Source organism: Pseudomonas botevensis (assembly GCF_019145475.1).
Classification (GTDB): Bacteria; Pseudomonadota; Gammaproteobacteria; order Pseudomonadales; family Pseudomonadaceae; genus Aquipseudomonas; species Aquipseudomonas botevensis.
Genome location: NZ_JAHTKI010000005.1, coordinates 138,898 through 163,275 on the forward strand (window position 1 = coordinate 138,898; position 24,378 = coordinate 163,275).

Annotated in this window: 20 protein-coding genes; 18 read left to right on the forward strand and 2 right to left on the reverse strand. The window is 59.2% G+C overall.

Translation table 11 applies throughout. The features are described from left to right. Window positions 1-82 precede the first annotated feature (82 nt). The 13 genes from KVQ74_RS09165 (at window position 83) to fabF (ending at window position 15,541) form a co-directional block, all read left to right on the forward strand. A complete protein-coding gene (locus tag KVQ74_RS09165) occupies window positions 83-550 on the forward strand; it encodes a hypothetical protein (protein WP_225929920.1) in 468 nt (155 codons plus the stop codon). Beyond that, on the forward strand, window positions 543-1,706 hold the full coding sequence (locus KVQ74_RS09170; RefSeq protein WP_217830751.1) for an acyltransferase family protein: 1,164 nt from the start codon (window positions 543-545) through the stop codon (window positions 1,704-1,706). Before KVQ74_RS09165 ends, KVQ74_RS09170 begins: the two co-directional genes overlap by 8 nt. Window positions 1,707-1,715: 9 nt before the next feature. After that, on the forward strand, window positions 1,716-3,929 hold the full coding sequence (locus tag KVQ74_RS09175) for a glycosyltransferase (protein ID WP_225929921.1): 2,214 nt from the start codon (window positions 1,716-1,718) through the stop codon (window positions 3,927-3,929). Window positions 3,930-4,024: 95 nt separating this feature from the next. Beyond that, window positions 4,025-4,960, forward strand: a complete 936-nt coding sequence (locus KVQ74_RS09180) for an NAD-dependent epimerase/dehydratase family protein (RefSeq protein WP_217830752.1) — start codon at window positions 4,025-4,027, stop codon at window positions 4,958-4,960. A gap of 54 nt (window positions 4,961-5,014) precedes the next feature. Next, complete coding sequence (locus KVQ74_RS09185; protein ID WP_217830753.1) at window positions 5,015-6,361, forward strand: glycosyltransferase; 1,347 nt, start codon at window positions 5,015-5,017, stop codon at window positions 6,359-6,361. Window positions 6,362-6,534: 173 nt separating this feature from the next. Beyond that, the gene (gene cysC, locus KVQ74_RS09190; protein WP_217830754.1) at window positions 6,535-7,128 is read left to right on the forward strand and encodes an adenylyl-sulfate kinase; all 594 of its coding nucleotides are present in this window, start codon (window positions 6,535-6,537) and stop codon (window positions 7,126-7,128) included. Next, the gene (locus tag KVQ74_RS09195) at window positions 7,125-8,504 is read left to right on the forward strand and encodes an FAD/NAD(P)-binding protein (protein WP_217830755.1); all 1,380 of its coding nucleotides are present in this window, start codon (window positions 7,125-7,127) and stop codon (window positions 8,502-8,504) included. The genes cysC and KVQ74_RS09195 overlap by 4 nt, the downstream gene beginning before the upstream one ends. A gap of 177 nt (window positions 8,505-8,681) precedes the next feature. Continuing rightward, the gene (locus KVQ74_RS09200; protein ID WP_217830756.1) at window positions 8,682-9,647 is read left to right on the forward strand and encodes a UDP-glucose 4-epimerase family protein; all 966 of its coding nucleotides are present in this window, start codon (window positions 8,682-8,684) and stop codon (window positions 9,645-9,647) included. Between the two features lie 2 nt (window positions 9,648-9,649). Continuing rightward, entirely contained in the window at window positions 9,650-10,678 is a 1,029-nt protein-coding gene (locus tag KVQ74_RS09205; protein WP_217830757.1) for an MraY family glycosyltransferase, read from the forward strand. Between the two features lie 103 nt (window positions 10,679-10,781). After that, entirely contained in the window at window positions 10,782-12,776 is a 1,995-nt protein-coding gene (locus tag KVQ74_RS09210; RefSeq protein WP_217830758.1) for a polysaccharide biosynthesis protein, read from the forward strand. A 114-nt stretch (window positions 12,777-12,890) separates the two neighbouring features. Beyond that, window positions 12,891-13,226 (forward strand): ComEA family DNA-binding protein, encoded by a 336-nt coding sequence (locus KVQ74_RS09215; RefSeq protein WP_217830759.1) that lies wholly within the window; start codon window positions 12,891-12,893, stop codon window positions 13,224-13,226. A gap of 214 nt (window positions 13,227-13,440) precedes the next feature. Next, complete coding sequence (locus KVQ74_RS09220) at window positions 13,441-14,244, forward strand: SDR family NAD(P)-dependent oxidoreductase (protein WP_217830760.1); 804 nt, start codon at window positions 13,441-13,443, stop codon at window positions 14,242-14,244. Window positions 14,245-14,266: 22 nt separating this feature from the next. Further along, window positions 14,267-15,541 carry a beta-ketoacyl-ACP synthase II gene (fabF, locus tag KVQ74_RS09225; protein WP_217830761.1) on the forward strand — a complete coding sequence of 425 codons (1,275 nt, stop codon included), beginning with the start codon at window positions 14,267-14,269 and terminating at the stop codon, window positions 15,539-15,541. On the opposite strand, the gene KVQ74_RS09230 is transcribed toward fabF, so the two are convergent. Both KVQ74_RS09230 and KVQ74_RS09235 read right to left on the reverse strand, forming a co-directional pair. Next, a complete protein-coding gene (locus tag KVQ74_RS09230; protein WP_217830762.1) occupies window positions 15,538-16,095 on the reverse strand; it encodes a TetR/AcrR family transcriptional regulator in 558 nt (185 codons plus the stop codon). The two genes, fabF and KVQ74_RS09230, sit on opposite strands and share 4 nt — an antisense overlap. Window positions 16,096-16,425: 330 nt before the next feature. Further along, entirely contained in the window at window positions 16,426-16,593 is a 168-nt protein-coding gene (locus KVQ74_RS09235) for a DUF2897 family protein (RefSeq protein WP_217830763.1), read from the reverse strand. 277 nt (window positions 16,594-16,870) lie between these two features. Here KVQ74_RS09235 and kdpF point away from each other — a divergent pair, with 277 nt between their 5' ends. The 5 genes from kdpF (at window position 16,871) to KVQ74_RS09260 (ending at window position 24,344) form a co-directional block, all read left to right on the forward strand. Further along, window positions 16,871-16,960, forward strand: coding sequence for a K(+)-transporting ATPase subunit F (gene kdpF / locus KVQ74_RS09240; protein ID WP_032830911.1), 90 nt, complete (start codon window positions 16,871-16,873; stop codon window positions 16,958-16,960). 8 nt (window positions 16,961-16,968) lie between these two features. Beyond that, window positions 16,969-18,663, forward strand: coding sequence for a potassium-transporting ATPase subunit KdpA (gene kdpA, locus KVQ74_RS09245; RefSeq protein ID WP_217830764.1), 1,695 nt, complete (start codon window positions 16,969-16,971; stop codon window positions 18,661-18,663). A 10-nt stretch (window positions 18,664-18,673) separates the two neighbouring features. Beyond that, complete coding sequence (gene kdpB / locus KVQ74_RS09250; protein ID WP_217830765.1) at window positions 18,674-20,731, forward strand: potassium-transporting ATPase subunit KdpB; 2,058 nt, start codon at window positions 18,674-18,676, stop codon at window positions 20,729-20,731. A 342-nt stretch (window positions 20,732-21,073) separates the two neighbouring features. After that, entirely contained in the window at window positions 21,074-21,619 is a 546-nt protein-coding gene (gene kdpC / locus KVQ74_RS09255; RefSeq protein WP_217830766.1) for a potassium-transporting ATPase subunit KdpC, read from the forward strand. A gap of 73 nt (window positions 21,620-21,692) precedes the next feature. Then, window positions 21,693-24,344: a sensor histidine kinase gene (locus KVQ74_RS09260; RefSeq protein ID WP_217830767.1), complete on the forward strand. Its 2,652-nt coding sequence runs from the start codon at window positions 21,693-21,695 to the stop codon at window positions 24,342-24,344. The last annotated feature ends 34 nt before the right edge of the window (window positions 24,345-24,378 follow it).

The following is a 24,378-nucleotide window of genomic DNA, read 5'->3' on the forward strand; positions in this document are numbered from 1 at the left end:
GGACCAGCGATTTGCTACGAAAAGGTCGGGCAAATCGCTGGTTTTGTTATGTGCGATGCATTTTGTAATGAAGAGGCTGCAATTGAAGGTCGACCTGAAGATATTGATTGGTGTTGTGTTCTTTGCCTTGATTGCGGTCGGCGTTTTGTCTTTTGCCCGTTGGACGGGTGTAGGAAAGTCCGTTGCTGCACCCGCGCCGGTCGTTGCGCCAGTTGCACTCCCGGAAGGATTGGGAGTGGAAGTAACATCCTCCGGAATAACGCTCGAAGTCAAGGCATGTGACATCGACAAGCTGGGGGATGAGTTCTTCCTGCATCAATATCCAGCGGATACTTCGAAAGCGGGTGCTGAAGGTTTCATAAACCAGCAATTCAACCTCAAGGCATTGAAACCTGTCGTAACCCAAGGCCAGGCTGGCGCCGCTCACTGTCAGTACCGAGTGGAATTTGCACCGGTTGCCATTACCCGCATCGCCATCGGTCAGTTCCGAACTCCGCAAGGACATTGCTGTGACATTCTGTGGAATAAAGAAGTGAGCCTTGATGAATAATCTTCAAGCACCCCTTGCCGCTGCGAATAACAATCGCTCCTTCGGTCTTGATGTCTGTCGAACCCTGGCCTGCCTGCTGGTGGTATTCGGGCATATGCTCGGGCATTCGACACCCCATCCTGCTCTGGCTGGCCTGGCATTTCTGGCGACGTTCGGGGTGGACTTGTTTTTCTGCCTGAGTGGTTTTCTCATTGGCAGGATCTTGCTTAAAGAGGCGGCCCACTGGCGAGAACAGAAGATCAGAGGGCTGACCGAGTTTTGGTATCGGCGGTGGATGCGGACGCTACCGCTTTACTTCTTTTTCTTCTTTGTATCGCTGCGATTCGACTGGGCGGGTGCCACAACTTTTGTCCAGCAGTTCCACTATCTGGTGTTTGCGCAGAACTTCGCATGGAACATGACCGACTTCTACCGCTTGTCCTGGAGTCTGGCGGTTGAAGAGTGGTTCTACTACACCTTCCCGTTGGTCATGCTGCTGATGATCGGACTGGGGGCGGGCGTCAAGCGTGCGGCGATGATCGTGATTGTGCTCTTCATGGTCGTGCCATTCCTTGCTCGAATCGGACTGCCTGTTCAGTCGGCTCGATATGACGATGCCCGATATATCGTTCTCTACCGGTTGGACGCGATCGGGTTCGGTGTGTTGGTGGCGTACGTTTATACTTGGTATCGGCCCGCATTCGAGCGGCTCGCCAGGTTCTGGTACGTACCATTGACATTCGCTGCCGCTCTGATTGTGTTAACTCGACAGGGGTTACCCTGGACGTTGGGCAGCAAGTTTGAGCAATCATTGTTCTTCACCTGCTCGGCCATATTTTTTGCGGCGCTTATTCCTGCGTTTTTCAGTTTGCGGGCGTCGGGCTGGAGTTTGCTCAACCGGTTTGTGAAATATACGAGTCTGATCTCCTATTCGATCTATCTCGGCCATATTTTCGCCTTCATATTGGTAATAAATGTATTGAACCGATATGGCCTGCATGAAGTTGTTTACAACAATCCGTGGCTGGCTTATCCAATATTCATTGCCTGTGTGTATGGGCTTGCACACTTGACGTATACATTTGTTGAAAAACCATTCCTCAAGCTTCGCGATATCAATGGCTTCTCAATGTCGGGATTTTTGAAAGGTCTTCAGCGTTTCAACGCAGGGAAGTAAGTTAATACTATGTCGAATTCCGCTCACCTTGATGTCACCACTTTTCCCGGTCTTGGCGATATGACGAATAGATACGAAGCAGAGACAGAAACTCTGAATAATGTTCAGCGCGGTCATGTCCTTGTTGTTAGCTGTTCGAACGGTCCGGAGACCGACCTTTCCGGTGTTTATCGGTCATTGCTGGCGCAGACATTCCAGGCCTGGAAGTGGTTAGTCGGTTTTGACGGTTCTCTGGAGCAGCAACTGAGCGCGGCATTTGTTGCTGAAGTGGCTGGTGATGAACGTGTGGTTATTCTTGAGCGCGCAGAATGTGCGGTTACGAGTGCCATCTGGGCGCGGCCGGAGTATGTCGTTCTGGCCGACGCGGAGATTCGATTCGACCCGACGTTTATTGAAAAGGAGCTCTGGTCTCTTGAATCAAACCCAGAGTTTGCCTTTTGCAATTCCTTCGGTGTGGTTGGCGGAGAGGGCGGAGGCTCGATCCGGCAGAACTTGAGTGAAGGCAAGTACTATCTCGATAACCCTCACGCGAAGGCTCGGGGCATCGTCGTTCGCAAGTCGGCCATTGTCCAGGCTTGCGAAGACGTGGTGTTCCTGTCTGACGGTCGGGAACCGGTTTCGATGTTGTCGCGTCTGGCGGATGCAGGTCATTGGGGTTTCACTATTCCCGAGTTCTTGCAGACTTGCGGCACGGTGATCGGGCGACCAGGCCTTGAGGTTCAGGCCTTGATGCCACTCAAGCCTGTTCCCAATCCTCAACGCCGTTACCCATCCGCTTACGAAACTCTGCCCGAAGGGGTTGCCTTCGATAATCCGCTGAAACCGAACGTTCGCGGCAGGAGGGTGATGTTCCTGTTGCCGTGGATGGTTGAGGGCGGTGCCGATCGGGTCAACATCGATCTGATTCAGGGGCTTGTCGCCGGCGGGGCCGATGTGACCGTGTGTGCCACGCTTGAGGCCGATCACCGCTGGCAGGACAGGTTTGCCGAGCTGACTTCGGATATTTTCATTCTTCCGAATTTTCTGTCGCTCTCTGATTTTCCGCGCTTCATTTTGTATCTGATTGCTTCCCGGCGCATCGATACCGTTCTGATCACCGGCAGTACGCTGGGTTATCAGCTTCTCCCCTATCTGCGGACTGCGGCACCCGATACGGCGTTCCTGGACTTGTCTCATACCGAGGAGATGCACTGGCTCAACGGTGGGCACCCGCGATTCGGCGTGGGTTATCAGGATGCCCTCGATATGAACGTGGTCAGTACGCGCCATTTGTCCGAGTGGATGGCCCAGCGCAATGCTGATTCCGGGAAGATCCGTGTGATGTATACCGGGATCAAATCGCATCCGGTCACGCTTTCCGATGCTGATCGGGTGGCAACGTTGCGCAGTTTTGGTCTGGACGAGCATTCGCTGACCATCATCTTTGCGGGGCGCATGTGTAATCAGAAACGCCCGCTGAAGCTGGCCGAAATTCTTCACGCATTGAAGCAGGCCGGGGTTCGCTTCAATGCGCTGATCATTGGCGAGGGCGAGTTGCGTCCGGCCTTCGAAGGTTTGATCAAGCAATACGATTTGGGGGGCGATGTCCACGTCGTGGGGGCAAAACCGCATGCTGAATGGCTCTCGTTGCTGGCGATCTCCGACGTGTTGCTGATGCCTTCGGAGTACGAAGGGATTTCGGTGGCGCTGCTGGAGTCCATGGCTGCCGGGGTTGTGCCGGTCGTGGCGGATGTTGGCGGGCAGGATGAGCTTGTAGGTGAGCAAACCGGCTACCTGATTCCCCATGGCGAGAATGAGGTCAGTCGTTATGTCGAAGTGCTGCAGGGGCTGGCGGCGGATACGTCGATGCGCAAGCTGAAAGCTCAAGCCTGCAAGCAACTGATCGAGGCTCACTACACGGCGGCCGCAACCAACCGTCAGTGGCTGCAGATTCTGGATGAGGCTCAGGCCAGTCGAGCGCAGTCAGCTCAGCCATTCTTGCCTGCCGGGCTGGCCAGGGAGTTGGCAACGACAGCACTTGAGAATCGTCGCGTCACTTCATATCTGGATTATCTTTATTCGACGCACTGCCTGACAAACGAAGCGCAGACTGAAGTACCGATCAATCGTGGAGTTTTGCGCTTGTTGCTGGCGCAAGTTCGTCAATATCAGATGGTTAAATATTTCCTTGAAAAGCCGCTGATAAATAAAGTTGCACAAAAACTGAGAGCGCTGGTTTCTTGACGCTTTGTGGGTTTTGTGTTACTTTTTTTGTCTTTTTTATTGACTGATTAACGTCAATTTTATAGCCATAGCTTCGATGTTAGTCGAGAGTTTTTATGAAAATTACAGTATTTGGTGGCGGCGGTTTTATCGGATCTACCATCGTTGACCGGTTGTTGCTGGATGGACATTCGATTCGTGTTTTTGAGCGTCCGCGAGTAGGCGAGTATCGCAAGTTTTTACCTCATGAATGTGTCGAATGGATGACAGGTGATCTGTCGTCGACCAGTGATATCAATCGAGCGGTTGAAGGCGCAGATGTTGTTATGCATTTGGTCTCGACCACTCTGCCGAAAAGCTCCAATGAAGATCCGGTTTACGATGTGCAGAGCAACGTGGTTGCAAGTTTGCAGTTGCTTAATGCAATGGTCGCGCACAAAGTCGAGAAGATAGTATTCATTTCTTCCGGTGGCACGGTTTATGGTGCTCCGAAATATCTTCCGATTGATGAAAAACATCCAACCGACCCAGAAGTTTCCTATGGCATTACCAAGTTGGCCATTGAGAAGTATCTGCAGATGTACGGTCACCTGTACGGCATCAAACCTGTTGTCCTCCGGGTTGCCAACCCTTACGGCGAACGCCAGCGCGTTGAAACCGCGCAAGGTGCGGTGGGTGTGTTCATCCACAACGTATTGAAAGGGTTGCCTATCGAGGTGTGGGGTGATGGCAGTGTTGAGCGTGACTTCCTCCATGTGAGCGATGTGGCCGAAGCCTTTGCCAAGGCTGTGACCTATTCGGGTCAAACCAGTGTCTTCAATATCAGTTCGGGCGTTGGTACCAGTCTGAATAGCCTTATGTCGATGATTGAAGAGGTCAACGGTGAAGCCGTGGCCAGGAACTACAAGCCGGGTCGTTCCTTTGATGTGCCTGTCAGCGTATTGAGCAATGACCTGGCGCGTGAGGAGTTGGGCTGGGCGCCCAAGGTCTCCATGAAAGAGGGTATTTTCAGAACCTTTGAGTGGGCAAAGCAGCAAGAAGTGCGAAAGTGAGGTCGGTTCGGTGAGTTGTCACCAGTCTTGCCCGGATGCTGGTTGCCACCGCCTATGAAAATACTTCTCACGGTTCACCAGTTTTTCCCGGAGTTTTCCGCAGGCACTGAAGTTCTGACGTTGTCTGTGGCCAGGACATTGATTGCCTTGGGGCATGAAGTGCGAGTCTTCACTGGCTACCCGGCAACCGAGATGCTCACGGATGGCGAGCGGTTTGATCAGTACCATTACGATGGCATTCTGGTCGACCGCTTCCTTCACGCCTATACAGAAATGGGCGATCAAACTTCGAAAATTGAAATCGGTTACGACAATCATCTGGCGGCGAATTTCTTCGAGCGCTTGCTGGGTGAGTTCAAGCCCGATGTCGTTCACTTCTTCCATCTCAATCGCCTCGGCACCGGCCTGATCGAAAAGGCTGTGGCTGCACGCATTCCAGCCTTCTATACCCCGACTGATTTCTGGAGTATCTGTCCGACCGGGCAACTGCTTCGGTGCGGTGGTCGCGCCTGTTCCGGTCCGAGTCCCGACGCGGGTAATTGCGTGGTGCATTTCGCTGCCAATCTTATCGGGCCACAGGTCGGGAAGGTGGTCACCGCGCTACCCGATGGTATCAGCGATGCGTTGGTCCGTATTGCGCGTTCTCCACGGATGCCGAGTGCCTCTTTTATTGCTGAGGTGCGCGCTCTGGAGGGGCGCCTTGAAAAGAATATTCACCGTCTGAATCAGCTACAAGGCATCTTTGCGCCCAACAACATGATCGAGGCGTTGTTGTTGCGTCACGGTGTCCAGTCGGACATCGTGATCAAATCGCCCTATGGCATCAACCTGGATCACCCCGTCGTGGCTCGCGACAGAGCATCGGACAGTAGCCCATTGATATTGGGTTTCATCGGTACGCTCGCTTCGCACAAGGGTTGTCACGTGCTGTTGAAAGCCATGCAGCAGTTTTCTGCGCAAGAGGTATGCCTCAGGATTTATGGCAAGCAAACGGATTTCCCGGAGTATGTGGCTGAGCTGCATCAATTGGCCGAAGGCAATGAGGCGGTAGCCTTTTGCGGTACATTCCGTAACGAAGAGATATTCGAGGTGCTGGGAGGCATGGATGCTCTGGTCGTGCCTTCGGTCTGGAATGAAAATACCCCACTTGTCGTTTATTCGGCCCAGGCAGCAGGTTGCCCGGTCATTGCCTCTGATGTGCCCGGCATTGCCGAAGCGGTGGCTGAGGGTAGGGACGGACTATTATTCGAACCGGGCAGTGTTGGCGGACTTGTAAATATTTTGAAACGCCTCTTGGAGGAGCGCGGATTGCTTGAAAACCTTGCTTTAAACTCGCGGCCTCCGAAGTCTGTTTCAGTTTATGTGGATGAATTGCTTCAGGCATGGCGTACATCCATGTAAGAAAAATCTGCTGTTGACTGGCTGTCGCCGGTTTTACTTGGCGTGGGCAGTGGTCGGGTCTATTCTTCACGCTTAATTTTGGACTTGGATTTCAACAGGGCTGAATTGCAGTAGTTCGTCAGAGTTGAAATCCGAACTTAAGTCAATGTGCATATAACAGCGGTGTAGTTACGATGGCTGAAAATCTTGTGGCTCATCAAATGGTCATTGACCGGAGCCAGCGCAGTGCGATCAAGCAACAGCGACCTGCGGTGTTGTGGTTTACAGGACTCAGTGGTGCTGGCAAGTCGACTATTGCCAATGCCCTGGAGCAGGCGTTAGTTGAGCATCATCGTCACACCTACTTGTTGGACGGGGACAATATGCGCCTCGGACTGTGTCGCGATCTGGGTTTCAGTGATGATGACCGGACGGAAAATATCCGCCGGATCGCCGAAGTTGCCAAGTTGTTCGTGGACGCCGGTCTGATTGTGGTGACTGCGTTCATATCGCCGTTTCAGCGTGACCGGGCATTGGCCCGCGAGGTGATTGGCGATGCATTCTTTGTCGAGGTCTACATCAGCACGCCGCTGCCCGAATGTGAGAGCCGTGATCCGAAGGGCCTCTACAAGAAGGCCCGTTCGGGAGCCCTGAAAAACTTCACTGGCATTGATTCGCTCTATGAGCCACCAGTCAATCCAGATATTTGTATTGATACCTTGGAAGATGATGTGCCCAACGCTGTCGCCAAGATCATGCAATATCTGGTTGGGCGGATTGAGCCTTGAAAACCCTGGTGATCATCGGTGCCGGTTTCAGTGGAGCGGTCACCGCGATTCAATTCCTGCAGGTTTGCGAACCCGGAACTCATGTGGTGCTGCTCAATCGTTCCGGTGAGATGGCGCGCGGCCTGGCCTATGGAACCAGCAGTTCCAGGCATCTGCTGAACGTTCCGGCTGGCAATATGTCTGCGCTGGTCGATCAGCCGGATCATTTCCTGCGATTCTGTGAAAATCGGCTGCCGGGTACGTCGGCCGCTTCTTTTGTGCCGCGCAAACTGTACGGCGAGTATCTGTCAGGCTTGCTGGCGGATGCCGAGCACAATTGCAGGGCCGGAGTCAGTTTCGAACGAGTCACCGCCGAGGCGCACACGCTAGAGCCACGAGATGACAAGGCTTCGGTACAACTGGCAGATGGTCGGGAGTTGATCGCGGATCACGTGATTCTCGCGTTTGGAAATTTTTCACCTTTCAATCCTCCCATCACCGCTGTGGCCCAAGCCGAGGGCCGATACCTGGCCGATCCATGGTCAGGGGCGATCGAAGTGCCGATTGATCCGCAGGCGCCAGTTCTATTACTGGGCGCCGGTTTGACCGCCCTGGACGTTGCGTTGACGCTCGATCAGCAAGGTCATCGCGGGCCGGTCTACATGCTTTCGCGGCGCGGTGTTCAGCCGCTGCCACATCGTGCCTCACGACATGTGAAAACTGTTTCCGGGGATGTCGCGGAGCGACTGCTGTCCTGCAAGCCCGATGTCTTGAGTTATCTGCGCGAAATGCGTTTGCTGGCCGGAACGGCTGCGCGGGACGATATCGACTGGCGTGACATCGTCGGTGCATTGCGTCCGATCACCGCGCAATTGTGGGGACGTCTGAGCGAAAAGGAGCGGAGACGTTTCCTGCGTCACCTGCAAGTGTATTGGGATGCCCATCGTCACAGAGTGGCTCCGGCGTCGTATGCCGCATTCAGCGAGCAGATCGCGCAAGGCAGGCTCCGTCCCATGGCTGGGCGAATCCGCAGCATTGAGCCGGTTACCGAGGCGTTGCGGATCCAGATTGCTAAACGAGGCTGTGACTCGGTCGAATCCGTAGAGGTTTCTCACATCATCAATTGCACCGGACCCAATTCCAACCTCGCGAGGGTGGAGGATCGGTTGATCGTGCAGCTGCGAGAGGCGGGATTGATCCGGCTCGATAGCCTCGGTCTTGGAGTCTGTGTCGATGATTCGCTGGCGGCGCTGAATGCTCAAGGCGTGGCATCAACCTGGCTGAGTTATGTTGGCCCCATGCTCAAGGCGCAATTCTGGGAGGCTACAGCGGTTCCGGAGCTGAGGGTCTATGCAAGAGATCTGGCCAAGCGGATTGCTGTCAAAATCAGCGATTGAGTCTTTCGTGCATTGTCGGTTCAGGGATTGTTGCATTTCATTTCTGTAATGTAACAATCCTCGCCCGGTGGCGACATTGATCGTTCGAGCCGGTGATATGGAGTGACTCAGTATTGTCCTGGATTAGCTGGCTTATGAAGCATCAAGCGTTTTTCGTTTGTTTGCAGAGCGCATTCAATGAGTGTTGAAACCATTCTGGTTACCGGTGGGTCGGGATTTCTCGGAGCGGCTTTGCTGGCGCATCTGGCTCGTTCTGGAAACCATTCGTTGGTCGCCGCGCTGCGACGGGAATGTCCCGATCTTCCTCAATCCATCCGTCGATTCGGGTTCGAGGGTTTGTCCGCCGAGACAGACTGGCGGCCGGCTCTGGTCGGCGTCGACGTAGTCGTACACGCCGCTGCGCGGGTGCATGTCATGGACGAGTCTGCCGCTGATCCGCTTGCGGAATTTCGCCGGATAAACGTCGATGCGACGTTGAGTCTGGCTCGGCAGGCTGCGAGTTCCGGCGCCAAACGCTTTATCTTCATCAGTTCGATCAAGGTCAATGGCGAGGGCACGCAGCCGGGTTGCGCCTTTACCGCTGACGATGTGCCGGCACCTGTCGATCCCTACGGCATTTCCAAGCTCGAAGCCGAAATCGGGCTCAAGCATTTGGCGGCCACTACCGCGATGGAGGTTGTGATCATTCGGCCAGTGCTGGTGTATGGGGTAGGGGTCAAAGCCAACTTTCTCAGCATGATCCGCTGGCTGCAGCGCGGAGTGCCATTGCCTTTCGGTGCTGTCGATAACCGACGCAGCCTGGTGAACCTGGACAACCTGATTGACCTGATCGTGACGTGTCTCGATCACCCCGGTGCTGCGAACGAGACGTTTCTGGTCAGCGATGGCGAGGATGTTTCGACTGCCGAGTTGTTGCGCGAGATTGCCGGTGCCCTGAACAGACCGGTCACGTTGCTGCCGGTGCCCGTCGGGCTGATGAAGACTGCAGCGGCGCTGTTGGGCAAGGGCGCGGTAGCGCAACGGGTCTTCGGTTCGCTCCAGGTGGATATCGGCAAGAATCAGCGCTTGTTGGGTTGGGTGCCTCCCGTCAGTCTCAAGCGCGGTCTGAATTCCACCGTCAAGCCATTTCTGGAAACCCGATAACCATGACGTATTGGTGGCTCATCCCGGTACTTGCCGGGCTTTCGTTCGCTCTCACTGCTTTGTTGCGTGGCTATGCGTTGTCCCGCAGCCTGATGGATATCCCCAATCAGCGCAGTTCCCATTCGGTTCCGACGCCACGTGGAGGCGGTGTCGCCATCGTGGTGACGTTCCTTGCCGCAGTGGTGGTGTTGTTCTGCACCGGACTGATGGCACCGGCGGCATCGATTGCATTGCTGGGCGCTGGGGGCATTACAGCGCTGATCGGATTTTTGGATGACCATGGCCACGTCGCTGCGCGCTGGCGCCTGCTGGCGCATTTTTTTGCGGCGGCCTGGGGTGTTTTCTGGATCGGCGGGTTGCCACCCTTGGCAATCTTCGGTGTCACCCTGCAGATGGGCTGGCTGGGACATCTGCTGGCGGTGATTTATCTGGTCTGGATGCTCAATCTGTATAACTTCATGGATGGCATCGACGGAATCGCCGGCGTCGAGGCGGTGACGATTTGCTTGGGGGGCGGTTTGCTCTACTGGGTAATCGGTATGCCGGAACTGGTCTGGCCGCCTGTTTTGCTGGCTGTCTGTGCCGCTGGTTTCCTGTGCTGGAACTTTCCCCCGGCGAAGATCTTCATGGGGGATGCCGGCAGCGGATTTCTGGGGATCATCCTCGGCGTGCTATCGCTGCAGGCCGCCTGGATCGATCCTGCCTTGCTGTGGGCATGGTTGATTTTGCTGGGCGTATTCATTGTCGATGCGACCTTCACATTGCTGCGACGTCTGATACGTGGCGACAGGATTTACGAGGCGCATCGCAGTCATGCCTACCAATTTGCGTCTCGCCACTTTGGCAAGCATCTGCCGGTTACCTCAGCCGTTGCGGTGATTAATGTGCTTTGGTTACTGCCAATCGCGGTTTGCGTTGTTTACTTCAAAATGGATGGTGCTGGCGCATTGACGCTGGCATACGTGCCACTGATATTGCTGGCGGTAAAATTTCGAGCAGGGCAGCTTGAAGGCAGTTCGTCACACAAGTGACCAACAGTTTGGCTATTTGGGTTTACAGTGATTGCTGTGCCTGAAAGCTTTGCCGGGCGAAGTACCCAGTTGAGCGGAGTGTACTCAAGTGTTGGACGAGGTTATGGATAAAGTCAGGGCTTATTTGCTAGGTCTTCCACGGCGGCGCAAGCGGGTCATTCAGGTGGCTACCGATACGCTGCTGGTGTGGTTTGCGCTTTGGCTGGCGTTCATTGTCCGTCTGGGCATTGACGACATGTACAACCCCCTCAAAGTCCATCTCTGGCTCTTTGTCAGTGCGCCCGTCATCGCCATTCCCCTGTTCATCCGCTTTGGCATGTACCGGGCTGTCATGCGGTACTTCGGTAACGATGCGCTGATTGCGATCGTCAAGGCCGTCAGTCTTTCCGCCTTGATCCTGGCGGTGGTGGTGTACTGGTACAGCAACCATCAGACCGTCGTGCCGCGCTCTATCATCTTCAATTACTGGTGGTTGAGCCTGGTGATCATTGGCGGGTTGCGCCTGTGCATGCGCCAGTATTTCATGGGTGACTGGTTCACGGCGGCCCAGCACATGCCGTTCACCAATCGCGATGATGGCTTGACCAAAGTGGCGGTCTACGGCGCTGGCGTGGCGGGTAACCAACTGGTTGCGGCGCTGCGCATGGGGCGTGTGATGCGTCCGGTTGCGTTCATCGACGATGATCCGGGCATTTCGGATCGCTCGATCTCCGGGCTCCAGGTTTACAAGCCCAAGCACATCCAGCAGATGATCGATGTCACGGGTGCTCAGGAAATACTCCTGGCGCTGCCGTCCTCCACGCGGGCCAGACGGCGCGAAATTCTCAATCTCCTGGAAGGTTTTCCGCTGCACGTACGCAGCGTACCCAATTTCACTGATCTGGCCAGTGGCCGGGTCCGGGTCGAAGATATCCAGGAAGTGGATATTGCCGACTTGCTCGGGCGTGACGCGGTGCCCGCTCAAGCCGATTTGTTGGAGCGTTGCATCAAAGGCAAGACCGTCATGGTCACAGGGGCGGGCGGCTCGATCGGTTCGGAGCTGTGCCGACAGATCTTTTCACTGGGTCCCACGACGCTTTTGCTGTTCGAACACAGTGAGTTCAATCTCTACAGTATTTTGTCCGAGCTGGAGCAACGTGCCAGCCGGAAGTCGAGCTCGGTCAATCTGTTGCCGATTCTCGGATCTGTCCGCCATCAGGACAAACTGCTCGACGTGATGAAAACCTGGAAAGTGGACACGGTCTATCACGCGGCAGCCTACAAGCATGTGCCGATGGTCGAGCACAACATTGCCGAAGGCGTGTTGAATAACGTGATCGGAACGCTCAACACCGCCCAGGCGGCCCTGCAGTCGGGTGTATCGAACTTTGTCTTGATCTCCACCGACAAGGCGGTACGGCCCACTAACATCATGGGGAGTACCAAGCGCCTGGCCGAGCTGACGCTTCAGGCACTTAGCCGCGAGGTCGCCCCTGTGCTGTTCGGCGACAAGAGCAACGTTTCCCGCGTCAACAAAACCCGCTTCACCATGGTGCGTTTCGGCAATGTCCTGGGGTCGTCCGGGTCGGTGATTCCGCTGTTCCACAGCCAGATCAAGTCTGGTGGTCCGCTGACGGTCACGCACCCGAAGATCACTCGCTACTTCATGACAATTCCGGAAGCGGCGCAACTGGTCATTCAGGCCGGCTCAATGGGGCAGGGCGGTGACGTGTTTGTTCTGGACATGGGCGAACCGGTCAGAATCGTTGAACTCGCAGAGAAAATGATCCATCTCTCCGGTTTGAGCATTCGCTCCGAGCGCAATCCCCAGGGCGACATCTCTATTGAGTTCACCGGGCTTCGACCGGGGGAGAAGCTCTACGAAGAGCTGCTGATCGGCGATAACGTGGCGGCCACACCGCACCCGATGATCATGACGGCCAATGAAGATCACTTGCCTTGGGATGTGTTGAAGGGCCGCTTGAGCGAGCTGCTGGGCGCCGTCGAGCGCGATGATTATTCCCGGGTTCGCCAATTGTTGCGTGAGACCGTCAGCGGCTATACGCCGGACGGTGAAATCGTCGACTGGATCTACCAGCAACGCCGTCTCGAACCCTGATTGTTTCACATTCGGTAACGAACGCATTTTTGACAGGCTCCATCCATCGCCTAAGTTTGAGAGGCAGCTTCAGGAAAAGCTGCTTTCTCAATCGATGTCATGGAGCGTCATTTTATGCGTACTGGTTACTTCTACTCTCTGGTTTTTGCGCTGCTGACCGGCGCCTCGATCGCCGTGGTGGCAGCCCCTGCCACTACCACCGAGCCAGTCAGGATACCCTTGGTAACCGAAGTGGCGGGTTCCGCCCAAACCGCGAAAGTCGATCTCAACAATGCCGATGCGGCCACGCTGCAGAAGGAACTGTCGGGAGTGGGTGAGGCCAAGGCGAAAGCGATTGTTGCATATCGTGAAACCAATGGGCCGTTCGCGTCGGTGGATGAGTTGCTGGAAGTGAAGGGGATCGGCAAGGCGATCTTGGATCGCAATCGCGAAAAGCTGGACGTGAACTAAGCTAGTCGAACCCAGAGGGCCGGTCATTTGATCGGCCCTTTTTGCTTTCAGGCATGGCGAACGGATGACCAGAGGAGAAGGACTTTCCGTCGGACGGTAGAAAATTACGACTATCATATTGAGTTTGGATTATGCCTATAATAATTTGCCTCGGCGCTGATGCTTCGTTGCATCCCCGAGCGTTCATTCCCCAAGGCATTTCAGGAGTACGGTCATGAGTTCTGCTAAGTCCCCAGGTACTGCCCTTGTCACCGGTGCTTCATCCGGTATCGGTGCGATTTACGCCGAGCGTCTGGCGGCCCGTGGTTTCGATCTGTTGCTGGTGGCGCGCGACCAGCAGCGCCTGGACGTCGCCGCGAACATTTTGCGCAAGGACCACGGAGTTCAGGTCGAGGTGTTGAGGGCTGACCTGACGCAAAAAGATGACGTACTCAAAATTGAACAGCGTCTGCGCAGCGACTCGAATATCACGCTGCTGCTGAACAACGCCGGGGTGGCGGCGAACGGTCTGCTGGCCAATGCCGACCCGGATCAGCTCGAGCAGTTGATCCAGTTGAACGTCACGGCCGTCACCCGCCTGGCATCGGCCGCCGCCGCCGGTTTCACCAAGGCCGGTCGTGGCACGATCATCAACATTGCCTCGGTGGTCGCCTTGTTCCCCGAACGTTTCAACGCCACCTACAGCGCCAGCAAGGCCTACGTGCTGAGCCTGAGCCAGTCGCTGAATGCCGAACTCGAGGGCACGGGTGTCAAGGTGCAAGCGGTGTTGCCAGGTGTTACCCGTACCGAAATCTGGGAACGCTCCGGCATCGACGCCAGCGGTATTCCGGCGGAGATGGTCATGGAGGCGGGCGAGATGGTGGATGCAGCGCTGGCCGGTCTGGCTCAGGGTGAGTTGATCACCATTCCATCACTGCCCGATGCCAGTGAGTGGCAAGCGTTCGTCGCTGCGCGGCATGTGCTGGGGCCGAACCTTTCGCGCAGTTCGGCAGCCCAGCGCTACAAGTCAGTCATTTGAATCGAGCAGAGGTAATCGCGGTATGGATCAGCGTCGAGTAGTGGTTACAGGCATGGGGCTGGTGTCGCCGTTGGGCAGTGGTGTCGAGGTGGTCTGGCAACGATTGCTGGCCGGGCGCTCCGGGCTGCGCAGTTTGCCGGAGGCGGTGATCGCCGATCTGCCGGCCCGCGTTGGCGGTGTGGTGCCGACGATGGAGGAGGACGCCGAGGCCGGTTTCGATCCGGATCGCGCCACGCCCCCCAAGGAACAGAAGAAGATGGACCGCTTCATTCTGTTCGCCATGGAGGCCGCCCGGCAGGCGCTGGAACAGGCCGGATGGCAACCGGTCGAAGCGGCGTCACAGGAACGCACGGCGACGATCATCGGCTCGGGCGTCGGCGGTTTCGGCGCGATTGCCGATGCCGTGCGCACCACCGACACTCGCGGTCCACGGCGTTTGTCGCCGTTCACCATCCCGTCGTTTCTGGTCAACCTGGCGGCCGGCCATGTGTCGATCCGGCATGGTTTCAAAGGTCCGCTCGGCGCTCCGGTCACGGCGTGTGCCGCCGGGGTGCAAGCGATCGGGGACGCAGCACGGATGATTCGCGCCGGTGAAGCCGATATTGCCGTGTGTGGCGGGGCCGAAGCGGCGATCGACCGGGTCAGCCTCGCCGGTTTCGCTGCCGCCCGGGCGCTGTCCAGCGGTTTCAACGATACGCCCGAACGTGCCTCGCGGCCGTTCGACAGTGGACGCGACGGTTTCGTGATGGGTGAGGGGGCCGGTCTGCTGGTGATCGAGTCTCTGGAGCATGCCCTGGCGCGAGGCGCACAACCGTTGGCCGAGCTGGTCGGTTATGGCACCAGCGCCGACGCCTATCACCTGACAGCCGGGCCGGAGGACGGCAGCGGTGCACGACGGGCAATGGCGCTGGCGTTGGCTCAGGCGGGGCTTACGCCCGATCGCGTGCAGCATTTGAACGCCCATGCCACATCGACCCCGGTGGGCGATCTCGGCGAACTGGCGGCAATCAAATCGTTGTTCGGGACGCAGAACGCAATCGCCGTGACCTCGACCAAATCTGCCACCGGTCATTTGCTGGGTGCGGCCGGCGGGCTCGAAGCGATTTTCACGTTATTGGCGCTGCGCGATCAGGTGGTGCCGCCGACGCTCAACTTCGACAATCCCGATCCTGCGAGCGAGGGCGTTGACATCGTCCATGCCGAGGCGCGATCGATGCCGATCGAATATGCACTGTCCAACGGCTTCGGTTTTGGCGGGGTCAACGCCAGCGTGCTGTTCAAGCGCTGGCAGGCTTAATCTTCCGAGCGCTTCAAGTGTTCGCGGGTGACATCGAGAATGCGCTGGGCAAACTCGGCATCCGCGACGCTGCGTGACAACAGGAGGGCGCCGACCAGCGTCGACATGATCACGATGCTGCGGTCGCTGGTGCTCTCACCTTCGAGGGTGCTTTTGATCTGCTCCAGGCGCGCGTTGAGTACCGCGTCACTGGTCGGGCTCGGTTGCCCGCGCAAACCCAGCTCCGAAGAAATGGTCAGTAACGGGCAGCCTTCATGCGGGGAGGTCTGGTGCCATTCGGAGAGGTAAGTGTCGATGAACACCTGGAGCGGGTTTTCCTGGGCGAAAATTTCCGCGCACAATCCGGCGACCTGATCGCCAGCGGCCTGCAGGGCTTTTTCCACCAGTTCATCCTTGGACTTGAAGTGCGAGTAAAAGCCGCCATGGGTCAGGCCCAGTGCCTTCATCAATGGCTGCAGCCCGGTCGCGCCGATGCCGTCCTTGCGGAACCGTTCCGAGGCTTCCTTGATGATGCGCTGATGGGTCTGGGCTTTATGGTCGTGCGAGTAACGCATTTAAACTCTCCGCAACAAGGTCCCCATCTTAACCAATGAAAATTGCATGGTGATTGTACTTCTACTTCTAAAAAGCATGCAGATGCGCCCAATATGGTTGTAACGACGGGAAAAGTGGGTACGGAGAGTGGTTGTTCACGTCGCTCCCCGTCATCGTGAGAGGAAGGCGCGGGGGAGAGAATCCATCTCGAAGACTCACTGCTCGAAGGCTGGAGTCAGCCTGAGCGCGCAGGGTACAAGGGCCTGCATGGCCTTCACGGGTCAGGGCCGACCGAGAAAATAATCCCGCCGAAAACAACAAACCCCGCCGAATCAGGCGGGGTTTTTCGTTCAGCGGTCCTGCGCGTCCTTGGCGTCCGCTTCAGCATTGCGCTCAGCCACGCGTCGACGTTGCTCTTCGGTCAGCTCGACCTTGCTGGCGGTGTCGCGCAGCATCATCAGACCGCCAACGATCGAGCCGATTGCAACAACCAGAATCAACCAGGCATACCAGGGCATAACGGCTCTCCTTAAGGGCAGATCGACGGGCGAGGGTTTCGCCGCGCAACGCTGCATACCACGTTTGAGCGAAGTGCATTCGCAGTGGTTCCATTCTAGGCCGGTTCAGCCTGTCGGATCCGATCAATCCCTCAAGCACCGCCGCTGTAACCGCGCCGTAAAGCCACTCTTTACGCTTTCTTTATGCCCAGCCAACCCCCGTGCTCTCGTTCCTTTACAGCCTCCTTTCCGACAATGACTGCACTCGCGGCAATACGCCGTTACACGGAGATCTTCCATGAGCGTTCTGGACGGGGTGTCACTGCTGCTGGCAGTGGGGCTGTTCATTTATCTGTTGGTTGCGCTGTTGCGCGCGGATCGGAGCTAGGAGCGGCTATGCACAGTTATGACTATTGGCTGATCCTCGCGTTCTTCGCGGTGGTCTTGCTGCCGGCGCCGTTCCTCGGGCGCTTCTACTACAAAGTGATGGAAGGCCAGCGCACCTGGCTGACGCCAATCCTCGGCCCGGTCGAGCGCGGCTGTTATCGCATCGCCGGGGTCGATCCGCAGTCCGAACAGAGCTGGCAGAAATACACGCTGGCGCTGCTGGCGTTCAACCTGGCGGGGTTCCTGCTGCTGTTCGCGATTCTGCTGTTCCAGGACCATCTGCCGCTCAACCCGCAAAACCTGCCGGGACAGGAGTGGACGCTGGCGTTCAACACCGCTGTCAGCTTCATGACCAACACCAACTGGCAGGCGTACAGCGGTGAAGCCTCGCTCAGCTACCTGAGCCAGATGGTCGGCCTCACCGTACAGAACTTTGTCAGCGCCGCCACCGGCCTCGCCGTGCTGGTCGCGTTGTGCCGTGGCATCGGGCGCAAGTCAACCAAGACGCTGGGCAACTTCTGGGTCGACATGACCCGCGCGACCCTCTACGGCCTGCTGCCGCTTTGCCTGCTGCTGGCGCTGTACCTGGTGTGGCAGGGCGTACCGCAGACCTTCGCGCAATACGTGAACGCGGTGACGATGCAGGGCGTCGATCAGGTGATCCCGCTCGGCCCGGCGGCCAGCCAGATTGCGATCAAGCAACTGGGCACCAACGGCGGTGGATTCTTCGGCGTCAACTCGGCGCACCCGTTCGAGAACCCGACCGCATGGAGCAACCTGTTCGAAGTGGCGTCGATCATTCTGATCCCGGTGGCGCTGGTGTTCACCTTCGGCCATTACGTGAAAGACCTGCGCCAGAGCCGCGCGATCATCGGTTGCATGCTCGCGCTGTTCATCATCGGCGGCGCCACCTCGTTGTGGGCCGAGTACCAGCCCAACCCGGCCCTGAACAACGCCGCCGTCGAACAGACCGCGCCGCTGGAAGGCAAGGAAGCACGCTTCGGCACCACCGCCACGGTGCTGTGGTCGGTGACCACCACGGCGGCGTCGAACGGCTCGGTCAACGGCATGCATGACAGCCTCAACCCGCTCAGCGGAATGGTGGCGCTGGTCAACATGATGGTCGGCGAAGTGATCTTCGGCGGTGTCGGCGCCGGGCTCTACGGCATGTTGCTCAACGTGCTGATCGCGGTGTTCCTCGCCGGTCTGATGATCGGTCGCACCCCGGAATACCTCGGCAAGAAACTCCAGGCCCGTGAAGTGCAACTGCTGGTGGTGACCCTGCTGGTGATGCCGGTCGGCGTGCTGGTGCTGGGGGCGATCGCGGCTGTTCTGCCCGGCCCGGCGGCGACCATCAGCAATCCTGGCCCCCACGGTTTCAGCCAGTTGCTGTACGCCTACACCTCGGCCAGCGCCAACAACGGTTCAGCCTTTGGTGGTCTGACCGCCAACACCGCGTTCCACAATCTGATGTTGGGCCTGGGCATGCTGATCGGGCGCTTCGGTTACATCCTCCCGGTACTGGCCCTGGCCGGCAGCCTGGCGATGAAGAAAACCGCGCCGATCGGCCAGAACAGTTTCCCGACCCACGGCCCGCTGTTCGTGACCCTGCTGACCGTGACCATTTTGCTGGTGGGTGGCCTGACGTTTCTGCCGACCCTGGCACTTGGCCCGATTGCTGAACATTTGAGCATGGGCTTCTGAGGACTGAATGATGAATATGCCCGCAATCAAACCGGTCGCCGCGAAGGCGCCGGAGCAAGCGAAAACCGCGATCTCGGCCCTGTGGCGGCCGGCGCTGGTGCAAGCCTTCGTCAAGCTCGATCCACGGCAGTTGCAGCGCTCGCCGGTGATGCTGGTGGTCGAGCTGACCGCAATCCTGACCACGGTTTTGTGCTTCATTCCCGACAGTGTCGTGCCGACGTTCGTCGCCGCGCAGATCGCACTGTGGCTGTGGTTCACCGTGCTGTTCGCCAACTTCGCCGAGGCCCTGGCCGAAGGTCGCGGCAAGGCCCGCGCCGACAGCCTGAAGGCCGGCAGCGAAGGCCTCAGCGCCCGCCGCAAACTGGCCAATGGCAGCTTCCAGGTGGTGCCTGCTGCCAGCCTGCGCAAAGGCGATGTGGTGCGCGTCGAGGCCGGGGAAATGATCCCCGGTGACGGCGAAGTCATCGAAGGTATTGCGGCGGTCAACGAAGCGGCGATCACCGGTGAATCGGCGCCGGTGATTCGTGAGTCCGGCGGCGACCGTTCCGCCGTCACCGGCAACACGCGGCTGGTGTCCGACTGGCTGCTGGTGAAAATCACCGCCAACCCCGGCGAGTCGACCCTCGACCGCATGATCGCGCTGGTCGAAGGTGCCAAGCGTCAGAAGACCCCGAACGAAGTGGCGCTGGACATCCTGCTGATCGGCCTGACCTTGATCTTCCTGCTGGTGGTGGTGACCCTGCAGCCGTTCGCCCACTTTGCCAACGGCAGCCTGCCGCTGGTGTTCCTGGTGGCGTTATTGGTCACGCTGATTCCGACCACCATCGGTGGTCTGCTGTCGGCGATCGGGATCGCCGGGATGGATCGTCTGGTGCGCCTGAACGTGATTGCCAAGTCCGGCCGCGCAGTTGAGGCAGCGGGTGACGTGCATGTGCTGTTACTGGACAAGACCGGCACCATCACCTTCGGCAATCGTCGTTGCAGCGCGGTATATGCCGCGCCGGGTGTGAACGGTCGGGAACTGGCCGAAGGCGCGTTGTTCGCCTCCCTGGCGGACGAAACCGCCGAAGGCAAATCCATCGTCGAGTACCTGCGCGGTCTGCATCCACAGCCTGAGCCAGCAGCGGAAACCCTGATCGCCGTGCCGTTCAGCGCGGAAACCCGGTTGTCCGGCGTGGACTATCAGGGCCGCGTGTTCCGCAAGGGCGCGGTGGATTCGTTGTTGGCCTTCCTCGGCCAGAAACGCTCGGATCTGGCCCCGGCGCTGTCCCGGGAAATCGACAAGATCGCCCAGAGCGGCGGCACCCCGTTGCTGGTCTGCGCCGACGGCAAACTGCTCGGTGCGATCCACCTCAAGGACGTGGTCAAACCGGGGATTCGCGAGCGTTTTGCCGAACTGCGCAAGCTGGGGATCCGCACCGTGATGGTCACCGGCGACAACCCGCTGACCGCCGCTGCGATTGCCGCTGAAGCAGGCGTCGACGACGTGCTCGCTGAGGCCACCCCGGAGAAAAAACTGGCGCGTATTCGCCATGAGCAGAACGACGGTCGCCTGGTCGCGATGTGCGGCGACGGCGCCAACGACGCCCCGGCGCTGGCCCAGGCGGACGTCGGCATGGCGATGAACGACGGCACGCAAGCGGCGCGCGAGGCGGCCAACATGGTCGACCTCGACAGCGATCCGACCAAGCTGCTGGACGTGGTGCAGATCGGCAAGGAACTGCTGGTGACCCGTGGCGCGCTGACGACCTTTTCCATCGCCAACGACGTGGCCAAATACTTCGCGATCCTGCCGGCGCTGTTCGCCGCGATCTACCCGCAACTGGGTGTGCTGAACGTCATGCACCTGAGCAGTCCGCAGAGCGCGATCCTGTCGGCCATCGTCTTCAACGCCCTGATCATCGTCGTGCTGATTCCGCTGGCCCTTCGCGGTGTGCGGGTGCAGGCGGCGAGCGCGGCGGCACTGCTGCGGCGCAATCTGCTGATCTATGGGCTGGGCGGGATTCTGGTGCCGTTCGTGGGGATCAAGGTGATCGACATGCTGCTCACGGCGTTGCATCTGGTTTGAGGCTGAAATCGTCCCCTCACCCTAACCCTCTCCCAGAGGGAGAGGGGACTGACCGAGGCGTTCCGGAGTGATACGTCGACCTGAGCTATCGAGCCGAACTCAGGATTTGAAAAGCACGAAAGTCGGCTCCCTTTCCCTTCAGTTCCTTGGTGAGAGGGGGCTGACCGAGGTGTTCCGGAGTGATACGTCGACCTGAGCTATCGAGCCGAACTCAGGATTTGAACAGCACGAAGATCGGCTCCCTTTCCCCCTCGCCCCCTTTGGGGGAGAGGGTTGGGGTGAGGGGGATGGCTCTCCCGGACACCCCAAAAACTGTTGCCCCATGAATTCGAGGATTTACAAATGTCCACATTGATACGTCCGGCCCTGAGCCTGTTGGTGCTGATGACCCTGGTCACCGGCGTTGCCTATCCGCTGGTGGTCACCGGGGTCGCGCAGGTCGCGTTCCCCGAGCAGGCCAACGGCAGCCTGGTGCGCGACGCCGAAGGCAAGGTGCGCGGCTCGGCGCTGATTGCCCAGGATTTCGTCGGCGACGCCTGGTTCCATCCGCGTCCCTCCGCCGGTGCCTTTGCGACGGTTTCGAGCAGCGCGAGCAACCTGTCGCCGAGTAATCCGGCCCTGGCGACCCGGGTGATCGACGACGCCAACAAGTTGCAGGTTCCAGGACAAGGCCCGGTGCCGCTGGCGCTGTTGACCACCTCCGGCAGCGGCCTCGATCCGCACTTGCCACCGGCCGCGATTGCCTATCAACTGGCGCGTGTCGCGGCCGCGCGTAACCTGCCGGTTTCGACCTTGCAGCAGTTGCTGGAGGCGCACATCGAGCAGCCGCTGGTAGGACCGCCGGTGGTGAATGTGCTGGCGCTGAACATGGCGCTGGAAAAACTCTAATGCGCGAGCGGGCCTGCCCGTGAAGAGGCCCGCACGGCCGTCGCATCAACATCAGGAAGAGAGAGCTTCAAGCATGAGTGACTCCGGCCGCGCCGACGCGCTGTTAGCAGACCTGCCCCGCGATGGTCGTGGCCGGCTCAAGGTATTTCTCGGCGCCGCGCCCGGTGTCGGCAAGACCTACGCCATGCTCCAGGCCGCCCACAGTCAATTGCGCCAGGGCGTGAAAGTCATCGCCGGAGTCGTGGAAACCCACGGTCGCGCCGAAACCGAAGCGCTGCTCGGCGGCCTGCCGCAACTGCCGCTGGTGCGCTCGGAATACCGGGGCGTCACCCTTGAAGAAATGGATCTTGACGGCCTGCTCGCGGCCAGGCCGAAACTGGTGCTGGTGGACGAGCTGGCCCACAGCAACGCCCCCGGCAGCCGTCACGCCAAACGCTGGCAGGACATCCAGGAACTGCTCGCCGCCGGCATCGACGTGTTCACCACGGTCAACGTCCAGCATCTGGAAAGCCTCAATGACCAGGTGCGCGGCATCACCGGTGTGCAGGTGCGCGAAACCCTGCCGGACTGGGTCTTGCAGGAAGCCTACGAACTGCTGCTGATCGACCTGCCACCGCGCGAATTGCTCGAGCGTCTGCGCGAGGGCAAGGTCTATGTGCCGGAGCAGGCGCGGGCGGCGATCGATGCGTTTTTCACCCAGACCAACCTCACCGCGCTGCGCGAACTGGCGATGCAGACCGCAGCGGCGCAGGTCGACAACGATCTCGCCCAGGGCTATCGCCAGCTCGGTCAGGCCGCGCCGGCCGTGCGCGGGCGCTTGCTGGTCGGCGTCGATGGCGATGCCCAGGCCGAGCGTCTGGTGCGCCACGCCAGTCGCGTCGCCCAGCGCCGGCATCTACCGTGGAGCCTGGTGCATGTCGACAACGGCAGCGTGCGCGACGAGCAATCGCGCCTGCGGCTGCAAAGTGCCCAGCAACTGGCCGAACGCCTTGGCGGCGAGGTCGTCCTGCTGCGCGCCGGTGAAGTGGCGAAAACCCTGATTCAGCACGCCGCCGAACGTCGCGCCAGTCTGGTGCTGGTCGGCCAGTCCCGACCGCGCCTGCGTCGACGTTTGTTCGGCGGTGGACTGGCCGCGCGTTTGCTGCGGCAGGCCCATGGCCTCGAAATCAACGTCCTCGACAGCGATCAGGAACAGCATCAACCGCGCATGCGGGCGACCCCGACGCTGGTGTGGTTCGACTATGCGCTGGCGCTGGTCGCCACGGTGCTGGCCAGTGCGCTGGCGTGGGCAGTGGCCAGCGTGCTGCCGCTGCCGAACATCTCCCTGGTATTTCTCGCGGCGGTGTTGCTGGTGGCGGTGCGCAGCAGCCTGGGGCCGGCGCTGGCCTGCGCGGCGCTGTCGTTCCTGGCCTATGACTTTCTGTTCATCCCGCCGAATTTTTCCTTCGCGATTCAGCGTGAGGAAGACGTCCTGACCTTGCTGTTCTTCCTGTTGATGGCGGCACTCACCGGCAATCTGGCGGCCCGCCAGCGGCGGCAGTTGCAGGCATTGCGCGACACTCAGGAAGAAACCACCGAGTTGCTCGATCTGTCGCGCAAGCTCACGGCGGCGACCGATCGTCAGGCCGTGGTCAGCGCCGCCGCGCAACACCTCAATGGCTGGAGCGATTTGCAACTGTGCCTGCTCAATCGCGACGGGCAGGGCGGCTGGAAAGTCGAGACCGGCGGGCCGCTGCAATTCAGCGAAGCCGAACGCGCCGCCGCCGACTGGGCCTGGCAGCACGATCAACCGGCAGGGATGGGCACCGGCACCTTGCCGTTCGGGCGCTGGTGGTGGTGGCCGCTATCGGTGGAGGACGGGCCGCTGGCGCTGCTCGGCGTGTGCGCCACGGAGGGCCAGACACTCAGTGGTCAGCGCCGCCGTTTGTTGACTGCCTTGAGCCAGCCGCTGGCCCAGGCCCTGGCCCGGGCGCAACTGGCCGATGACCTGGAAGCCGCGCGCCTGCACGGTGAAACTGAACAACTGCGCAGCGCCTTGCTGGCTTCGGTGTCTCACGACCTGCGCACGCCGCTGACCGCCATGCGCGGCAGCATCGACAGCCTGCTGGCCCTCGGTGAGGCGATCCCGCTGGAGGATCGCCGCGAACTGCTCGAAGGCACTCGCGATGAAGCCGAGCGTCTGGATCGCTACATCCAGAATCTGCTGGACATGACCCGCCTCGGCCACGGCGCATTGAAACTGGCGCGGGACTGGGTGTCGCCGGCAGACATCGTCGGCAGCGCCCTCAATCGCCTGCGCGCGGTGCTGTCGTCATTGCAGGTCAGCACCGAGGTGCCGGCGCAGTTGCCGCTGTTGTTCGTGCATGCCGCGCTGATCGAACAGGCCTTGGTCAATGTGCTGGAAAACGCCGCGCGGTTTTCGCCGTCCCATGGCCGCCTGCAACTGCGCGCGGGGGCGGATGACCGCGAGGTGTTTTTCTCGGTCAGCGACGAGGGGCCGGGTATTCCGGTGGATGAGCGGGCGAAGATTTTCGACATGTTCTACACCGCTGCCCGTGGTGATCGTGGCGGGCAGGGCACCGGGCTGGGACTGGCGATCTGTCAGGGCATGGTCGGCGCTCATGGCGGCCGGATCAGCGTCGATGACGGCATCGACGGGCGCGGCACCTGCATCACCCTGCACCTGCCACTCCAGACGCAACCGGGAATGGACAATGAAGCCTGACCCCGGCTGCGCTACTCTCTCGCCCATCCTTTGC